Origin of the sequence: Undibacterium sp. JH2W (assembly GCF_049340425.1) — a bacterium.
Classification (GTDB): Bacteria; Pseudomonadota; Gammaproteobacteria; order Burkholderiales; family Burkholderiaceae_D; genus Undibacterium.
This window is the reverse complement of the sequence record NZ_JBMPOT010000007.1, coordinates 153548-168792: the sequence shown is the minus strand read 5'-3', so window position 1 is coordinate 168792 and position 15245 is coordinate 153548. Positions and strand designations below refer to the sequence as shown.

Annotated in this window: 17 protein-coding genes; 9 read left to right on the top strand and 8 right to left on the bottom strand. The window is 50.1% G+C overall.

The window, feature by feature from the left end; genetic code table 11:
- Position 1 precedes the first annotated feature (1 nt).
- The 3 genes from ACO0LC_RS12160 to ACO0LC_RS12150 form a co-directional block, all read right to left on the bottom strand.
- Positions 2–739 carry a DUF1175 family protein gene (locus ACO0LC_RS12160; RefSeq protein ID WP_423003335.1) on the bottom strand — a complete coding sequence of 246 codons (738 nt, stop codon included), beginning with the start codon at positions 737–739 and terminating at the stop codon, positions 2–4.
- Positions 736–2328: a DUF2138 family protein gene (locus ACO0LC_RS12155; RefSeq protein ID WP_423003333.1), complete on the bottom strand. Its 1593-nt coding sequence runs from the start codon at positions 2326–2328 to the stop codon at positions 736–738. Before ACO0LC_RS12155 ends, ACO0LC_RS12160 begins: the two co-directional genes overlap by 4 nt.
- Before the next feature lie 457 nt (positions 2329–2785).
- Entirely contained in the window at positions 2786–3442 is a 657-nt protein-coding gene (locus ACO0LC_RS12150) for a glutathione S-transferase family protein (RefSeq protein WP_423003331.1), read from the bottom strand.
- 142 nt (positions 3443–3584) lie between these two features.
- Between ACO0LC_RS12150 and ACO0LC_RS12145 the strand changes: the two genes are divergently transcribed.
- Positions 3585–4550, top strand: a complete 966-nt coding sequence (locus ACO0LC_RS12145; protein ID WP_423003329.1) for a helix-turn-helix transcriptional regulator — start codon at positions 3585–3587, stop codon at positions 4548–4550.
- Between the two features lie 76 nt (positions 4551–4626).
- Here ACO0LC_RS12145 and ACO0LC_RS12140 read toward each other — a convergent pair whose 3' ends face one another.
- Positions 4627–5250: a glycoside hydrolase family 25 protein gene (locus ACO0LC_RS12140; protein ID WP_423003327.1), complete on the bottom strand. Its 624-nt coding sequence runs from the start codon at positions 5248–5250 to the stop codon at positions 4627–4629.
- Between the two features lie 212 nt (positions 5251–5462).
- On the opposite strand from ACO0LC_RS12140, the gene ACO0LC_RS12135 reads away from it, so the two are divergent.
- The 5 genes from ACO0LC_RS12135 (at position 5463) to ACO0LC_RS12115 (ending at position 8657) form a co-directional block, all read left to right on the top strand.
- Positions 5463–6269 (top strand): substrate-binding periplasmic protein, encoded by an 807-nt coding sequence (locus tag ACO0LC_RS12135; RefSeq protein ID WP_423003325.1) that lies wholly within the window; start codon positions 5463–5465, stop codon positions 6267–6269.
- Between the two features lie 118 nt (positions 6270–6387).
- Positions 6388–6546 (top strand): DUF3096 domain-containing protein, encoded by a 159-nt coding sequence (locus ACO0LC_RS12130; protein ID WP_186954124.1) that lies wholly within the window; start codon positions 6388–6390, stop codon positions 6544–6546.
- A 42-nt stretch (positions 6547–6588) separates the two neighbouring features.
- On the top strand, positions 6589–7113 hold the full coding sequence (locus tag ACO0LC_RS12125; RefSeq protein WP_423003323.1) for a GFA family protein: 525 nt from the start codon (positions 6589–6591) through the stop codon (positions 7111–7113).
- A 51-nt stretch (positions 7114–7164) separates the two neighbouring features.
- Entirely contained in the window at positions 7165–7821 is a 657-nt protein-coding gene (locus tag ACO0LC_RS12120; RefSeq protein WP_423003321.1) for a glutathione S-transferase family protein, read from the top strand.
- 47 nt (positions 7822–7868) lie between these two features.
- Complete coding sequence (locus tag ACO0LC_RS12115; RefSeq protein WP_423003319.1) at positions 7869–8657, top strand: substrate-binding periplasmic protein; 789 nt, start codon at positions 7869–7871, stop codon at positions 8655–8657.
- Between the two features lie 102 nt (positions 8658–8759).
- Here ACO0LC_RS12115 and ACO0LC_RS12110 read toward each other — a convergent pair whose 3' ends face one another.
- A complete protein-coding gene (locus tag ACO0LC_RS12110; RefSeq protein WP_423003317.1) occupies positions 8760–9353 on the bottom strand; it encodes a hypothetical protein in 594 nt (197 codons plus the stop codon).
- A gap of 111 nt (positions 9354–9464) precedes the next feature.
- Between ACO0LC_RS12110 and ACO0LC_RS12105 the strand changes: the two genes are divergently transcribed.
- A complete protein-coding gene (locus tag ACO0LC_RS12105; RefSeq protein WP_423003315.1) occupies positions 9465–10472 on the top strand; it encodes a helix-turn-helix transcriptional regulator in 1008 nt (335 codons plus the stop codon).
- A gap of 71 nt (positions 10473–10543) precedes the next feature.
- On the opposite strand, the gene ACO0LC_RS12100 is transcribed toward ACO0LC_RS12105, so the two are convergent.
- The 3 genes from ACO0LC_RS12100 to argF all read right to left on the bottom strand — a co-directional run bounded on the left by ACO0LC_RS12100 (position 10544) and on the right by argF (position 13388).
- Positions 10544–10858: a pyrimidine/purine nucleoside phosphorylase gene (locus ACO0LC_RS12100; protein WP_186954131.1), complete on the bottom strand. Its 315-nt coding sequence runs from the start codon at positions 10856–10858 to the stop codon at positions 10544–10546.
- A gap of 82 nt (positions 10859–10940) precedes the next feature.
- Positions 10941–12173 (bottom strand): argininosuccinate synthase, encoded by a 1233-nt coding sequence (locus ACO0LC_RS12095; RefSeq protein WP_423003312.1) that lies wholly within the window; start codon positions 12171–12173, stop codon positions 10941–10943.
- A 300-nt stretch (positions 12174–12473) separates the two neighbouring features.
- A complete protein-coding gene (argF, locus tag ACO0LC_RS12090; RefSeq protein WP_423003310.1) occupies positions 12474–13388 on the bottom strand; it encodes an ornithine carbamoyltransferase in 915 nt (304 codons plus the stop codon).
- Between the two features lie 521 nt (positions 13389–13909).
- Between argF and ACO0LC_RS12085 the strand changes: the two genes are divergently transcribed.
- A complete protein-coding gene (locus ACO0LC_RS12085; RefSeq protein ID WP_423003308.1) occupies positions 13910–14569 on the top strand; it encodes an SGNH/GDSL hydrolase family protein in 660 nt (219 codons plus the stop codon).
- 19 nt (positions 14570–14588) lie between these two features.
- Complete coding sequence (locus ACO0LC_RS12080; protein ID WP_423003306.1) at positions 14589–15245, top strand: alginate O-acetyltransferase AlgF; 657 nt, start codon at positions 14589–14591, stop codon at positions 15243–15245.

Genomic DNA, 15245 nt, shown 5'->3' with positions numbered 1-15245 from the left:
TTCAGGCGGACAAGAAATTGAGGCGATACACGCCAGCAAAATTGGGATTCTCTTGGGTAGGGTGCCAGCGCGTATCGCGCCAGGCTTGCAGGTCACGTAGCTTGACGGCGCGTAGACCATTGTCACTGGGTGTGACCGTGCCAGTGTGATAGGCGATGTAAGAATTCATCCACACCATCAGATGCTGGGCGTCGCCCTGGTCATAGAACAGCAGGTCACCGGGGGACGCCAGATTGCAGTCCTTGCCACGGAACCTGGCATTTTCCTGCACCATTTCTATGGCGCTGACGTAGGCTGAGACCGTGCCGTCAGCCAGCCGCCATTGGTGGCGCACTGATTGCGTGCTTTGATCGAGATCAATTTCTGGCGGCAGGGCAGTGCCCAGCATGCCATTCGCCCGCTTCCATTTTTCATCATGCTCGCGCAGGGATTCTGCCACAGCAAAACGCACCAGACCCACGCAATCACGCTGCTGCCAGCGCGGTGTCGGGCCTGCAGTCAACTGGGCGGCAATGATGCGTGTCATCCAGGCGCGGCAACTGCGCGACTGGGCTGGCGTTAATGTTTGTGCAGCGGTTGGTGCTGTGACGACAGGAGCTGTAGTTGTTCCAGCTTTGGTAGCATTTACGGCAGGCAATGGCACAGCAGGTGCTGTGAGCTTATTGGCCAGCGCCAGCCTGTGCCAGCCCAGCATGGTGCTGGTGGCGAGCATGCCAGTCAGTACATGCCGGCGTTTCAATTGGATTTCTCCTTGCTGACCCAGTCAACTTTTTGCCAGGCTTTGCCACTGGCCTGTGCCTTGCTCAATTCCAGGCGTATCGGCGGGTAAGTCGCCAAGGCTTTGATGCGGGCGGGCAGATGCGTCTTTGCGGCTTCCAGGAAGTTGGCATCTTCAGGTTTGGACAGGGCTGCATAGATTTCACGCTGAGCCATTTCTGATAATGGTCGCGGAGTAATCAGACCCAGCATACTTTGTGTGTCTGAACTTTGGTCAGCCACGCTGGGATTGCTGCGCGCGATGGTATCAACCACTTTTTCTACCAGGCCGCCATCGGGCGAGAACACCACAAAGTCGCCGCTGGCGGCCAGCGTAGCCATGCTTTTGGTATTGCGCCATAGTTTCTGCTCAGGCTTGGCCTTAGTCGTGCCTTTGCCTGGTGTCGCCTGTTCACCGCTGGCAATTGCCCAGGTCGCCATGGCTTGCAAAGTGGCATCGCGGTTGGCGGTGTTCAAAGGCAGCTTGGTGATAAACACTGGAGAATACAAATTCGATTCACGATACCAGCAAGCCAGGCCAGGGCCGGACAGTGGTGCCAGTGCCTGATCTGGCAGCTTGGGTTTGGCATCCGCTTCCTTCAACACGGTATTGACCATGCCCCAGTCAATTGGCACGGTGATACATGCGCTGGGGTTGGCAGGTGCGGCAGTCCACAAGGCAGGGTCAAGTAACTGGGCAGAAGAAGTCTTCTTGGAATCCAGCCAGACTGAAGTTGACCAGTTGCCGCCAAAGTCAAAGCGCACTCCCTTGAAGCCGGATACAAAAGCGCCATAACCTAGGGCCATGGTTGGTGCACCTATCGCCATCGTATGTTTTGCCGTGCCTGCAGCCTGGGCTGGCGCAGGTGCAATATTGTCGAGATCAAATTGCAGCGACAGTGCGCCATCATGTTCCAGCCATTTGGTAACAGCAGCACGGGCTTCTGTCACGACACCGTTTTTGTCATCAAATAAAAGACCAGGATCAGACAAGACCACGACGCGATCGCCCTGGCTGATCAGCAGCAGGGTGCGGCGTGGATTGACTTCCAGCGCCATGATCTGGGCTTTGCCATTGCTGGTGCTGATATCGCCAGCCAGTTTGAGCTGACCATCTTTCATTGCGACCTTGGCGGCTTCTTGCAAGGCTTTATTGAACAAGCCCATGCGCATGACAACCGCATAGTGGCGCAAGGCGCCTTTGCCATCGCGCCAGAAGGCAACTTCAGCTGGCTCATTGAAAATGCTGGCATACAGCTTGTCTTGCCAGTCGAGGTCATGCTCGTAGGCAATGCGTTTGACGGCACCATTCAAACCCATGCGGTCTTCATTCTGTTCGTAATAAAAGGCCAGGTCTTCGGTCAAGACATCTTTGGCGATAGGCACTTGAAGCAAGTCGCGAGGCAGTTTCGACAGACTGGTGGTGCGTATCAAGGCATCCGGTTGTGACATATCCACCATGAGGCGGGTACCAACATAATGGTAATCCTTCAAATGCTTACTTAACTGGTAGGCGACAGCAGCAGCGGCAACTGTGACAACAGTGCCGGTGACGATCCAAATACGACGCATGAATTCTCCCTCGGGGGTATGGCTTTTTTATTGCACGGATACTATCCAAAGCTAGCCTGCAAGACAACAGTTTGCGGCTGGCTATTTGGTAATTTTCTGTAAGTGTGCATATCAAGATTTGAATCGGTAATTGTGCCACGAGAGAAAGAATAAATTATTTTTGTTGCAATAAATATTTTCCGCTCTGATTGCAGTATTTTCTGCGGGAAATTATTTGTCTTGGAATCTAAAAAGTATGACGGTGCCTGGGCACTTTGGGCTTGCAAGTCTTGTGCGGGTGGCTGTATTGATCTTGCTAATAAAGGAACTTCTACGGAAGATCGGAGGAGTGTATATGTTGCGGAGTTATGCTCTTAGCAAAAGCAGGTGGAAGACATTCGGGTATTTCGCAAAGCTATATAGCCCGGACACTCATCCAGGCCAATATAAGCTATTTACTTTCCTTTTTTTTGCTGATTCAGGCGGCTTTCAGCTCATTAGCCAAGCGCTCATGCTCGGCTGCCCAGGCAGTATCCATGGAGCCGACTTTGATAAAGGCGGGTCTGCTGCAAATGCGCTGGATATATTCCATGATGACGGGGGATTCGGGCACGAGCTTGAACATGGTGCCCCATTGCAAGGCATTACCCCAGAGTATGTCTGCTGCCGTCAATTGCTCACCCAGCAGATAGGGACCTTTTTCCAATTGTGCCTTGATGATGTCTAGCATGGTATCAAAATCACTGTAAGGGCACATGGAAGGAGCTGTTGGCGGGTGTTGCGCAAACTTGTCTACCAGCGCCGGTTCATAGCAGGCAGCGTAATACGCCATCCAGCGCAGATAAGGACCGCGCAACTGACTGTCCAAAGTTGGGGTCAGGCCCGCCTGAGGGAATAAATCTGCCAGGTATAAAAAAACCGCCACTTGTTCTGTAATTAATTCACCGCGGTGATGTAGTGCTGGTACTTTACCCATGGGGTTAATCGCCAGATAAGTACTTTGCCTTTGCTCCCCAGCTTTCATGTTCAAGACTTGCAAGTTATATGTCGCGCTCAGCTCTTCCAGCAAAATCAGCACACCGGTGGCGCGGGTTTGTGGGGCATAGAACAGAGTAATATTGTCTGCATTGTTCATGGTAAGACCTTTCTTTTCATGGCGCAGGCGGAATTGCCTGGCCGTTGATATAAGAATATGCCTCTATACCTGACATCTTTTGTCAGGTTGGTTTACTATTCATTCCTATTTTGAAAATAATGCAGGAAATCTTGTAAAAACTATGCGCGCCAGCCGACTGATCTCCATCCTGACTATCCTGCAAGCCCGTGGTTTTGCCACTGCGCCAGAGTTGGCAGAGGAGTGTGCCGTCAACCTGCGCACCATTTATCGCGACATCGATGCCATGAGCGAGGCTGGCATTCCCATCTATAGCGAGCGTGGGTCTGGTGGCGGCTATCGCTTGCTGGATGGTTACCGTACACAATTGAATGGCTTGTCAGCCAAAGAAGCAGAAGCCTTGTTCATGAGCGGTTTGGCAGGCGCGGCCACCGATATGGGTCTGGGTTCGGTCATGATGGCGGCGCAAAATAAATTACTGTCTGCCATGCCTGCCTCTTTGCGCGAAGGCGCGCTGGAAATGCGTTCACGTTTTTACCTCGACGCACCTGCCTGGTTTTCTCAGTCCGAGCAGCCGCAATATTTACCCATGGTGGCAGACGCAGTCTGGGAGCAGAAACGCATACATATACGCTACCAGAGCTGGAAAGGCGTCAAAGAACGTACGCTAGAACCTTTGGGCATGGTCATGAAAGGGGGCTCATGGTATCTGGTAGGGCGGGTGGATGATATGCCTCGTACCTACAGGATCTCGCGCATACAGGAAATTGCCGTACTTGATCAGCATTTCCCCAGGCCAGCACCATTTGACCTGGCTGCTTACTGGCGCAAATCCACAGAAAGGCTGGAGCAGGGCATGCATGGTAATACCGCGACCATACGCCTGTCACCCAGGGGGGCGAAATGGCGGGAAGCTTTTTTGTCGCCCTATGTCTATTCTGAAATGCAGTTATCCAGTGAACTTGATGCAGAAGGCTGGTGCACGGCGACGATACCGGTTGGTTCCCTGCCTATGGCCTGTGCAGAAATTCTACGCTTTGGCGGTGATGCAGAAGTGCTGGAGCCACCAGAATTGCGCCAGAAAGTCATGGAAGCCGTGGCTAATATGATAAGCATCTACAAAATCTAAGATATTTCCAAATCCAGGCGATAAGCATACAGGGCAGATGGATGTGTAACACCTGCCGCCAGCTACACGCGATACTTTATTTGTTCCTGGCAAAAGCCTGCAAGTCAGCCATGGACCCAGCGAAGATGTCGGTATCAACATTACCAGTAACACCAGCCACTGTCCCCGATTCAGAATTTTGCCAGAAAGTCCATTTGCTCCAGCCATTGGGAAGTTTAGGCTGGGTTACCCCATACTGCGCGACCCACAGCGCATATCTGGAAAAGGAATTGTTCATATATTGATTCCAGAAAGACGGGCCGGTATAAATCATGGGCGTGCATCCCAATGCTTGCTCCACGGTGTTAAGCCAGGTCTGCACGTTTGCTACCAGTGTGGTGCTGCCAAAGTCACCCTTGTAAGCTTCAATATCGATAACAGGTGGTAAATCGCCAGTTGCCAGGCTGCCCACTGTCTTGATGAAGTTATTTGCCTGCGTTACCGGGTCGTCATTGCTTTCATAAAAATGATAGGCGCCACGTAGCAGGCCTGCTGCCTTGATTCCTGCCCAATTGGTTTGGAACTGCGTATCAACATAGGTATTGCCGTCAGTGGCTTTAGCAAAGGCATAGCCTATGCCAGCATTCTTGACCGCAGTCCAATTCACGGTTCCCTGGTAATGGGACACGTCGATTCCTTGTACCGTTGCATTGTTCGCCATCTTGCTCTCCTCTGATGTTGGATTATTGTTATGTATGAAATTGCAAGTTAATAAGATTGCTAAGATAGCAGGAAGCTTGTGAATTGTGTAATAGTCTGCAGTTTTTCATTTGTGATTGACTATCTTTGGCTTGTATATGCGGTTTTGGCTGGCTAGACTTATTTTGGAAGACCTGAACAAGATGAGTTTTTCAATCGACAAGGACAATGCTCATGAAGGCCATATTCATGAAGGCCATATTCTTGCTGGGGTTTGCTTTGGCAGGGCCAGCGGCGGCTGCGGATGTCATTGAAGTGAGCGTCTATGCAGATGAATCCTATCCGCCTTATTCGTATAAAGAAGGTGGTGAGGCGAAAGGGGTTTATCCAGCCATCTTCAGTAAAGCATTCGAACGCATGCCAGGCTATAAAGTGCAAATCAAGCCAGTGGCGTGGAAGCGGGGACTTATGTTGATAGAAACTGGGCAGGGCCTGGCTTTGTTCCCACCCTATGACCGTCCCTTAGAGCGCCCCTATATTACTCTTTCAGAACCAGTGTTAAGCGAGCAAGTCGTGGCTTTTTGTCGTGAGAGCGCGATAAAAACCGGAAAACATCCACCAACATGGCCAGATGATTTCTACGGCCTGAAAGTAGGTGTTAACGCTGGTTTTAACGTCGGAGGTGAAAAATATAAGAAAGCTGTCAAGGATGGCAAAATGTTTGAAGACCAGGCGCCCAGCAATCGTTCGAATATACTCAAACTTTTGCTTGGTCGCATAGATTGTTATCTCAATGACCGTCTCTCTATCCTTTGGGAAATTGAACGCATCAAGGCGGATGGCGTCTACGCCGAAAATAGCCAGGTTATCGTGGAAGCCGCCGTGATCAGTCAGGAATTGGCATATCTTGGATACACCAACCGTGACAATGGCCGTTATTCCTACAAAGCTGATTTTTCACGCTTATTGAATCAGATTCTGGTGGACATGAAAAAGTCTGGAGAAATTCAAAAAATTGTCGAGGAGGTGCTGAGTAAGTAAGATCAAAAAACATGTGCTTGAGACTTGAACATAGTATGGCTATGTGGAACTATATGGTATGCATGGCAGGAAGGATTGCCATCAGTCGTCAACTTGCTCAACCATAAAATAGCCATACATGAACATACACCTGACCCTCATGCCCATCCTCGCACTGGTTGCTGGCATATGCATCCTGATCAAACCTAAACTCGTGAGTTTTATCGTTGCACTTTACCTCATTGCCATCGGCCTCATTGGTATTCTTGGTCTGGGTCGTTTTGGCTTGCATTTGTAACGCATATTCAGGATCAAGCCTGGCACAGACAGGAGAGCCAAAATGGTGACTGCATCCATTTATCCACTTGAAGGCGGCTGTGATTGTGGGCATTTGCGCTATCGCCTGCTCAGTGAGCCCTTGATCGTGCATTGCTGCCATTGCCGTTGGTGTCAGCGTGAAAGTGGCGCAGCCTTTGCACTCAATGCGGTAATAGAAGCAGACCGCCTGCAGAATGTTGGCGCAGAACCAGAGATGGTGGATACCCCCTCAGCGAGTGGCAAGGGGCAATTGTTTGCCCGGTGCCCTACATGTCGTGTTGCCATATGGAGCAATTATGCCGGTGCCGGCCCCTTATTGCGATTTGTGCGGGTAGGTACATTGGATCGACCAGATCATTTACCGCCAGACATCCATATTTATACTGAATCAAAGCAACCATGGGTCAAGTTGGTTGGTAATGCGCCTGTGATGGCGCAGTATTACGACAGGGAACAATATTGGTCCGCAGCCAGTCTGACGAGGCGAGTCGCACTGTTGCCGCACATACAGGCATATCAGGCCAGTTTGAAAAAAGCGCAACTGTGATGAAAGTAGCGATTTGTTGATGAAGAAAATCATAAACCATGAGAGCGTAATATGGATGTAAGCAATATCACTGTATGGGGCAGGGACACTTCATACAATGTGCAGAGAGTGTTGTGGACACTGGATGAATTGAGCCTGGCCTACAAGCATAGAAATGCTGGCGGCAGCTTTGGTGGTTTGGATATGCCAGAATTTCTTGCCATGAATCCACACGGACGGGTGCCTGTGCTGCAAGATGGCGATACTGTTGTTTGGGAGTCAAATGCCATCGTACGTTATCTGGCAGCCCGCTATGGAAGTGCTACACTTTGGCAAGAGTCTGTGGCGGAGCGTGCACTGGCCGATGGCTGGATGGATTGGTCTGCCACCACCTTGCAGGCAGACTTCATACGCCTTTTTTGGAGTTATTACCGTACACCTGCAGCACAACGCGATGAAAAAGCGATAAGCAATTTGCTAGTATCCTGTCAAAAGCATTTTCGCGTTTTGGATGGCTATCTGGCGACCAGAAATTATCTGGCAGGCACACGATTCAGTATGGCAGATATTCCTGCCGGATCTATTCTGCATCGCTACTTTGCCATGGGGCTGGAAGTGGAACGCCCACCAAATGTGCTCGCATGGTATGCGCGCCTGCAAGAACGGCCAGCTTTTCAAAAGCAGATCGCTTTACCTTTTGATGCTTTGCTTGGACGTTTGGCGTATTGAATTATCTGTGCACGGCAGTTGGTAGCAATCTATTGAAGGAGGTCGTCGTGAAGCGAGGACATAGGCTGGCTTTGCTACTATGCATGCTCATGCCCGTGTTTGCACAGGCAGGGAATTATCGTTGCGTATCGCTGGATTATCCACCCTTGATCTATAAAGATAGTGATAACCGCGTCAAAGGCTTGGCGGTGGACATCGTCAGTGCGGTTTTCAAGAGCATGGGACATACGATAGACGTTGAAATCTATCCTTGGGCCAGGTCCCTGGAAATGCTCAGGACGGGTGAGCGCGACTGTATCTTCACTATTTTTCATTCGCCAGAACGTGAGCAATTTCTTGACTTCAGTGCAGAAGCTATCCTTCCACAAGTGGTGTATTTTTATACCAAAAAAGATGCCCCTATTGTTTTCAATGGTGATATTGCCAGCCTGGCAGGCTGGCGTATAGGGACAGTACGCAAAATCAGCTATGGACAGCGTTTTGACGATATGCGTGCCAAGTTAAAGCTTGATGAAGCCTATGAGCTTGAGCAAAGCATGAAAAAATTGCTGATAGGACGGATAGATTTGTTCCCCAGTAATTATTACTCTGCCTCACACTTACTCAAGCTGCCCAGGAATAAGGAATGGGCGGATAAAATTGTGCAATTACCTGTCGCGATTGATGTCGTTCCCAGTTACCTGGCATTTGCAAAATCCAAAAAAATGACTTCGCTGCGTGATAGTTTCGATCAGGAATTCAGAAATTTTTTGGCAACTGGCCAGTACCGGGATTTGCTGATCAAATATCAACTGGAAAACTCACCCGAGTTGATCAGGTTTTTGCAAAACAGGTAGTGAAGTAAATATTAACCTTATAGGGTAGCGCAAAATGTGGGGCAGACTTTGCGGGCCTGCCGCAGCTTTAGCTATATGATCCCAAGTAAGGGTTCATGAGGGTCAACTGGTTTTTACCCAATCCATGATCCAGTTGTCTTCCCAGGTTTTTCCACCATCGCGGGAAGCCGCCTGTTGCCAGCGGCAAGTTGCGGCAGAGATATTGTCCCAGATGCCACGTACTTTAATGGGTTTACCCTCCTCTTCTTCATCTGACACAAACAAACCGACACCATTCTCAAAACCGCCGATGACACCCGGTGGTGCGAGCACACCATTGCGTCCATTGACCCAGAAGTCTGACCATTGCCGGTTTTCCACATCCAGCGTGCGCAAGCCCATGCCGCTGAAATTGCGTGCTGGTATGCGCAGTTCTTCAACACTGACGACCCCGCCTAGTATGCTCCAGCAAGTAGCTTCGCCTTCGAACACATCCCATTCCCCAGTGGTTGGGTTCTTCAGCCGCCGGTGACTGATTTTCCATGAGCCGCTGAGGAAATCGAATTCACCAGGCTTGCCATTGTGCTGTTTCTTGTCCATGGGTTTTGTGCTTTCTGTTGTGGCTGCGGCTGCATTGGCGGCTAATTGGCTGACGGCGATGCTTGCTGCGGTTTGCAGCAAGACTCTTCTTTGTGGATCGTGGCTTGTTGCACTCATGGTATGTCTCCTTGATTGAGCTTGTGAATTGAGCTTGTTCTGAAAAGCCTGGCCATGATAGGCTGCAATTCTTGACAAAGTATGTCAGGAATTATTTCGGAGTAGTCATTTATGCGTGCCAGCCGTTTGCTTTCCATCATGATCTTGTTGCAATTACGTGGCAGGGTGGCGGCCGAAGCACTGGCTGCGGAATTTGAAGTCTCAGTGCGTACTATCTACCGGGATATTGATGAGCTGAGTGCAGCCGGTATCCCGGTACAGAGTGATCGTGGGCCACATGGCGGTTTCCAATTGATGGCAGGTTATCGCAGCCAGTTTACTGGCCTGGAAAACGACGAGGCCGAAGCCCTGTTCATGATAGGCTTGCCTGGACCTGCCATGGCGCTGGGATTGGGCAATGCTGCAACGCGCGCCAGCCGCAAGCTCATGGCGTCGTTGCCACCCAGCTTACGCGAAGGTTCGCGCCGTATCGCTGACTGCTTTCATCTGGATAGCAATGACTGGTATCGCAATGAGCCAAGCACCATAGCGTTGCCACGCATTGCCCGCGCCGTACTGGCACAGCAGAAATTAAAGACCAGTTATGAAAGCTGGTCTGGCTTGCGGCAATGGCAAATGGAGCCCCTGGGCCTGGTGCTCAAGGCGGGTGCCTGGTATCTGGTGGCAAATAGCCAGAGCCGAGCCAGCAGCTCTAAAAAATTACGTATTTTCAAAGTCGTGCACATCACTGACATGCAAGTGCTGGAAGAGCACTTTGACAGACCCGTTGATTTTGATTTGCCCGACTTCTGGAATGCAGCAACCGCAAGGTTTGAAAAAGAACTGAGATCAAACACGGCACATCTGCGCGTGTCGGCCACAGGTCTGGACAGGATAAGCAAACTGGGTGCCTTCGCAGCGCAGGTAGTAGAGGCGCAGCGGGGTGCTATGGCTGACGCCCCGGATCGCGTATGGCAAACCATCACCCTGCCTATAGAAACCATAGAGCATGCGGCGCAAATGTTATTGGGAATAGGGCCAGAACTTGAAGTGCTTGCGCCGCCAGCATTGCGCCAGCGCCTGCGTGAGCTTGCCTGGCAATGCTATCAATTGCATGAGCAGACCGTCGCTCAGGATTAGCATGGGTTTCAGCTTGCACTGCAATGATGAACCGCAGATAGTTCTACGGCCCATCAGGGATTCATAGCGAATCAGGCAAAATGGCAGACGTAATCGAGAGTCTCCAGGGTTTCAATCTCGAATTTTGCATTCGCTGGTACATTGAATTGCTGGCCACCTTCATAAGTGGACCATTCGGCTTCATCATTGATGCGCACGCGGCATTTGCCCGCATTCAATTCCATGATTTCTGCGACGCCAGTGTTAAAGACAAGACTGGAAGGAAAGATGATGCCCACGGTTTTTTTGCTGCCATCAGCAAACAATACAGTGTGGGAAACGCATTTGCCATCAAAAAACAAATTGGCTTTTTTGACGACGCTGACTTGATCGAATTGGGTAGACATTTTTAAATTCCAAGAAAAAACGACCCGCGCAAATCAATGGGCGGGTCGAGAATAGTTTAAATATTCAGGTTTTATTGAAGCGTTACTGACCGCGTTTTGCACGGGCATTGGCAGCAATACGCATGCGCAATGCATTCAGCTTGATGAAGCCGCCTGCATCAGCCTGGTTGTAGGCGCCGCCATCTTCATCAAAGGTTGCGATGTTCATGTCGAACAGCGAATCGGTTTTGGAATCGCGCGATACCGTGATGACATTGCCCTTGTACAGCTTCAGGCGTACCCAGCCATTGACAGTGTGTTGGGTATGGTCAATCAGGGTTTGCAGAGCGACGCGCTCTGGTGCCCACCAGTAGCCGTTATAAATCAGGCTGGCGTAACGTGGCATCAGGTCATCTTTCAGATGGGCGACTTCACGGTCCAGGGTGATGGACTCTATTGCGCGGTGGGCGCGCAGCATGATGGTGCCACCTGGTGTTTCATAGCAGCCGCGGGATTTCATGCCGACATAACGGTTTTCTACCAAGTCCAGACGGCCTATGCCGTGCTTGCCACCGAGGCGATTCAATTCTGTCAGTACGGTCGCTGGCGACATGCGTACGCCATTCAGGGCAACGATGTCACCGCGCTCAAATTCTACATTCAGGTATTCTGGCTGGTCTGGTGCAGCTTCAGGGCTGACTGTCCAGCGCCACATCGATTCTTCGGCTTCGGCACTTGGGTTTTCCAGGTGACGGCCTTCAAAACTGATATGCAAAAGGTTGGCATCCATGGAGTAGGGCGCGCCGCCGTTTTTATGCTTCTGGTCGATTTCTATGCCTGCATCTTCAGCATATTTCATCAGTTTTTCACGGGACAGCAAATCCCATTCACGCCATGGGGCAATGATCTTGATACCTGGCATCAGCGCATAGGCACCCAGCTCGAAACGTACCTGGTCATTACCTTTGCCGGTCGCGCCGTGGGAAATGGTGTCTGCACCAGTTTCCTTAGCGATTTCGATGAGGCGTTTGGCGATCAATGGACGGGCGATGGACGTACCCAGCAAGTATTCACCTTCATACACGGTATTGGCGCGGAACATAGGGAAGACGAAATCGCGCACGAACTCTTCACGCACATCATCGATAAAAATATTTTCAGGCTTGATGCCAAACTTGATGGCCTTGGCACGCGCCGGTTCGAGCTCTTCACCCTGGCCCAGATCAGCAGTGAAAGTGACGATTTCGCACTGATAATTATCTTGCAGCCATTTCAAAATGACAGAGGTATCCAGACCGCCAGAATAGGCGAGGACGACTTTTTTAGTATCGCTCATGATGTGCTTTCAAAAATAAATAATAAGGAAGACCAAAAAGCTCACCACGGAGACACAGAGACACAGAGAAAAGCATGAGAAAAAACATCATTCATTTGCCTGCTTCTTTGCTTCGATGACAGAGATTTATTTGACCCTACCTTTCCAATACAAATGCGATTCCCAGAGAAACGATTTCATTCACAGGTTACTGATTCAAGAGTAATCCCGGACCAACAAGATTTTCTTCGGTTTTCTCTCTGTGCTGACTCTGTGTCTCTGTGCCTCTGTGTTGAGAGGTCTTTTCTTAAAATGACAAACTCAGCGAATCTCGCCAACCACCAAATATTCCAGCAAGGCTTTTTGCACATGCAAACGGTTTTCGGCTTCGTCCCAGACTACTGACTGCGGACCATCGATGACACCAGCAGACACTTCTTCGCCGCGATGCGCGGGCAGGCAGTGCATGAACAGGGCATCTGGATGGGCGCGGGCCATCTTGGCTTCATCGACTATCCAGCCATCAAAGGCTTTCAGGCGTGCCTGGTTTTCATCTTCATAACCCATGCTGGTCCAGACATCGGTATTGACCAGATCAACGCCAGCGCATGCGTCGGATGGGCTGTCAAAGACTGTGTACTGCGATTTGTCCGCCGTCACCTGTGCCATATCCATATCATAGCCTTTGGGTGTGGAGATGTGCAGATGGAAGTTGAACACCTGGGCTGCCTGCAACCAGGAATACAGCATATTATTGGCGTCACCTATCCACGCCACCTTTTTGCCGGTGATGGAACCACGGTGTTCAATATAGGTAAACACATCGGCCAGCACCTGGCAAGGATGATGTTGATTCGTTAAGCCATTGATGACAGGCACGCGCGAGTTAGCGGCAAAACGCTCTATCATTTCCTGCTCAAAGGTACGGATCATGATGATATCGCACATGCGTGACATGACCTGACCAGCATCTTCTACTGGTTCACCACGGCCTAACTGGCTGTCACGAGTGTTCAGGTAAATCGCAGCGCCCCCAAGCTGATGCATGCCTGCTTCAAATGACAGGCGGGTGCGGGTGGAGTTTTTCTCAAACACCATCACCAGAGTTCTATCCAGCAAAGGGTGGTAGGTTTGATATGCCTTGAAACGCTGCTTGATGATACGCGCGCGCTGCATCAGGTATTCAAACTCGGACAAGGTGAAATCGGAGAACTGCAGGAAATGTTTGATAGCCATAAATAAAACGGGCAGCATTTACATGCCGCCGCTTGTCATAACTGCTTAATTATAAGGGATTAATCAGGGCTGCCCATATTAAATTCCGGGAATAGGCAAGTTTGATCCATATAACTTGGAGCTTGCCTGAAAAATAAGCTGTTTAGCCGCTTAATCTTCAGCTCGCTCAAGCTTAGCACTAAATACCTGTCTCGCGTCAGACTAGCCCAAATTACATGCAAAGAATGTTTATTTATTGCTTGCCTAAATTTATTGCTTAAAAAAATGTATTTGTGAACTTTCGTCAACTAGCTGGAATTTCATATTGGTTTGTTTAAACTAGATTTCATTGCTGTATTTTACATAAATGTTGGTATCTAACCTTAAGTTTGGGCGAAATTCCGGAACAATTGTAAGCAAATGCAATAAATTGTTAATAAATGCAATATTCAAAATGTGGAATTCGCTTGGCACCCCTGCTTGAAAAATGTAGCCGACAAAAAGCGAATATTTTTTAAACGAATACGTAAAGCAAACATACTATGAGCGCACTTTTAGCCGGACTGACCGTCCTCATTATTGGCGATAGCCATATGTCCACCCAGGATTATCTCATCACTACCTTGCATGATGACTTGATGAGCAAAGGTGCCGTGGTGTATTCCTTTGGTGCCTGCGGTGTCGCAGCGGGCGACTGGATGGTGAAAAGCCAATCTCCTTGTGGTGGTGCCGTGCGTATCAAGGATGGTCCGGTAGAAGTGAAGACCGGTCAGGATGCCATGACACGCCCGTTCAACGAACTGGTAAAAACCTATAAGCCAAATCTGGTTGTCGTCGTCAATGGCGACACCATGGCTTCGTATACCGCCCCGGAATTACCCAAGACCTGGATCTGGCAACAAGTGTCACGTCTGACCAAGGGTGTCAAGAACAATGCAGTAGGTTGCGTCTGGGTTGGCCCAGCCTGGGGTACTGAAGGCGGCAAGTTCAACAAGACTTTTGCCCGCGCCAAAGAAATGTCGGGCTATTTGTCCGAGATCGTCGCTCCTTGTACTTATATCGATTCTCTGACCATGTCCAAACCGGGTGAATGGGCATCGTCTGATGGCCAGCATTTTGATCTGGCTGGTTACAAAGCCTGGGGCACTGCAATTGGCAATGCCATTTCTTCCCCAGCCGTTTTGCAAAACATCAAAAAATAATTACGGACTCTGACCTCACATGAAAAAGCTTATCTTTGCTTGCCTGACTTCAGTCTTGACTCTGGCAGCGCATGCTGACAATCCTTTGTATGAAACCGGGCCTGCCCAGGATTCATCCTTTGTCAGGTTCCTCAATGCAAGCGAAGATAAGGCCAGTGTGGTCAATGGCGCAGCCAAAGTGGCTCTGGCTGCCCAGGGGGATGCCAGGGTTTCCCGTTTTTATCCAGTCAAGGCGGGTGCCAAACTGGCAGCCAATGTGCAGGTCGGTAATGCCAAGACTGATGTCGAAGTCGTCGCCAAACCAGGCGAATTTGTCACTATCGCCATCGTCAGCAATGGTACTGGCATAACAACGGTAGTAGTCAGGGATACACCAACAGATTTCAATGCCAGCAAAGCTTCTGTTGCCTTGCTCAATCTGGATGGCACTTGCAATGCCGCGGGTTTGAATGTGGCAGAAAAAAATACAGCAATACTGGAAGCCGTGAAACCAGCCAGTTTACAGCGCCGCTTGGTCAATCCTATCAGCCTGAAAACCCAGGCGATTTGTGATGCCAAGGATGTGGGCAAGACTGTAGACCTGGGGCAGTTGCAACCCGGCGAACGTTATAGTGTGGTTCTCATGCCTGGCAAAAAAGCACGCCAGACTTTCTTTGTACGCGACAGTACGTCCTGA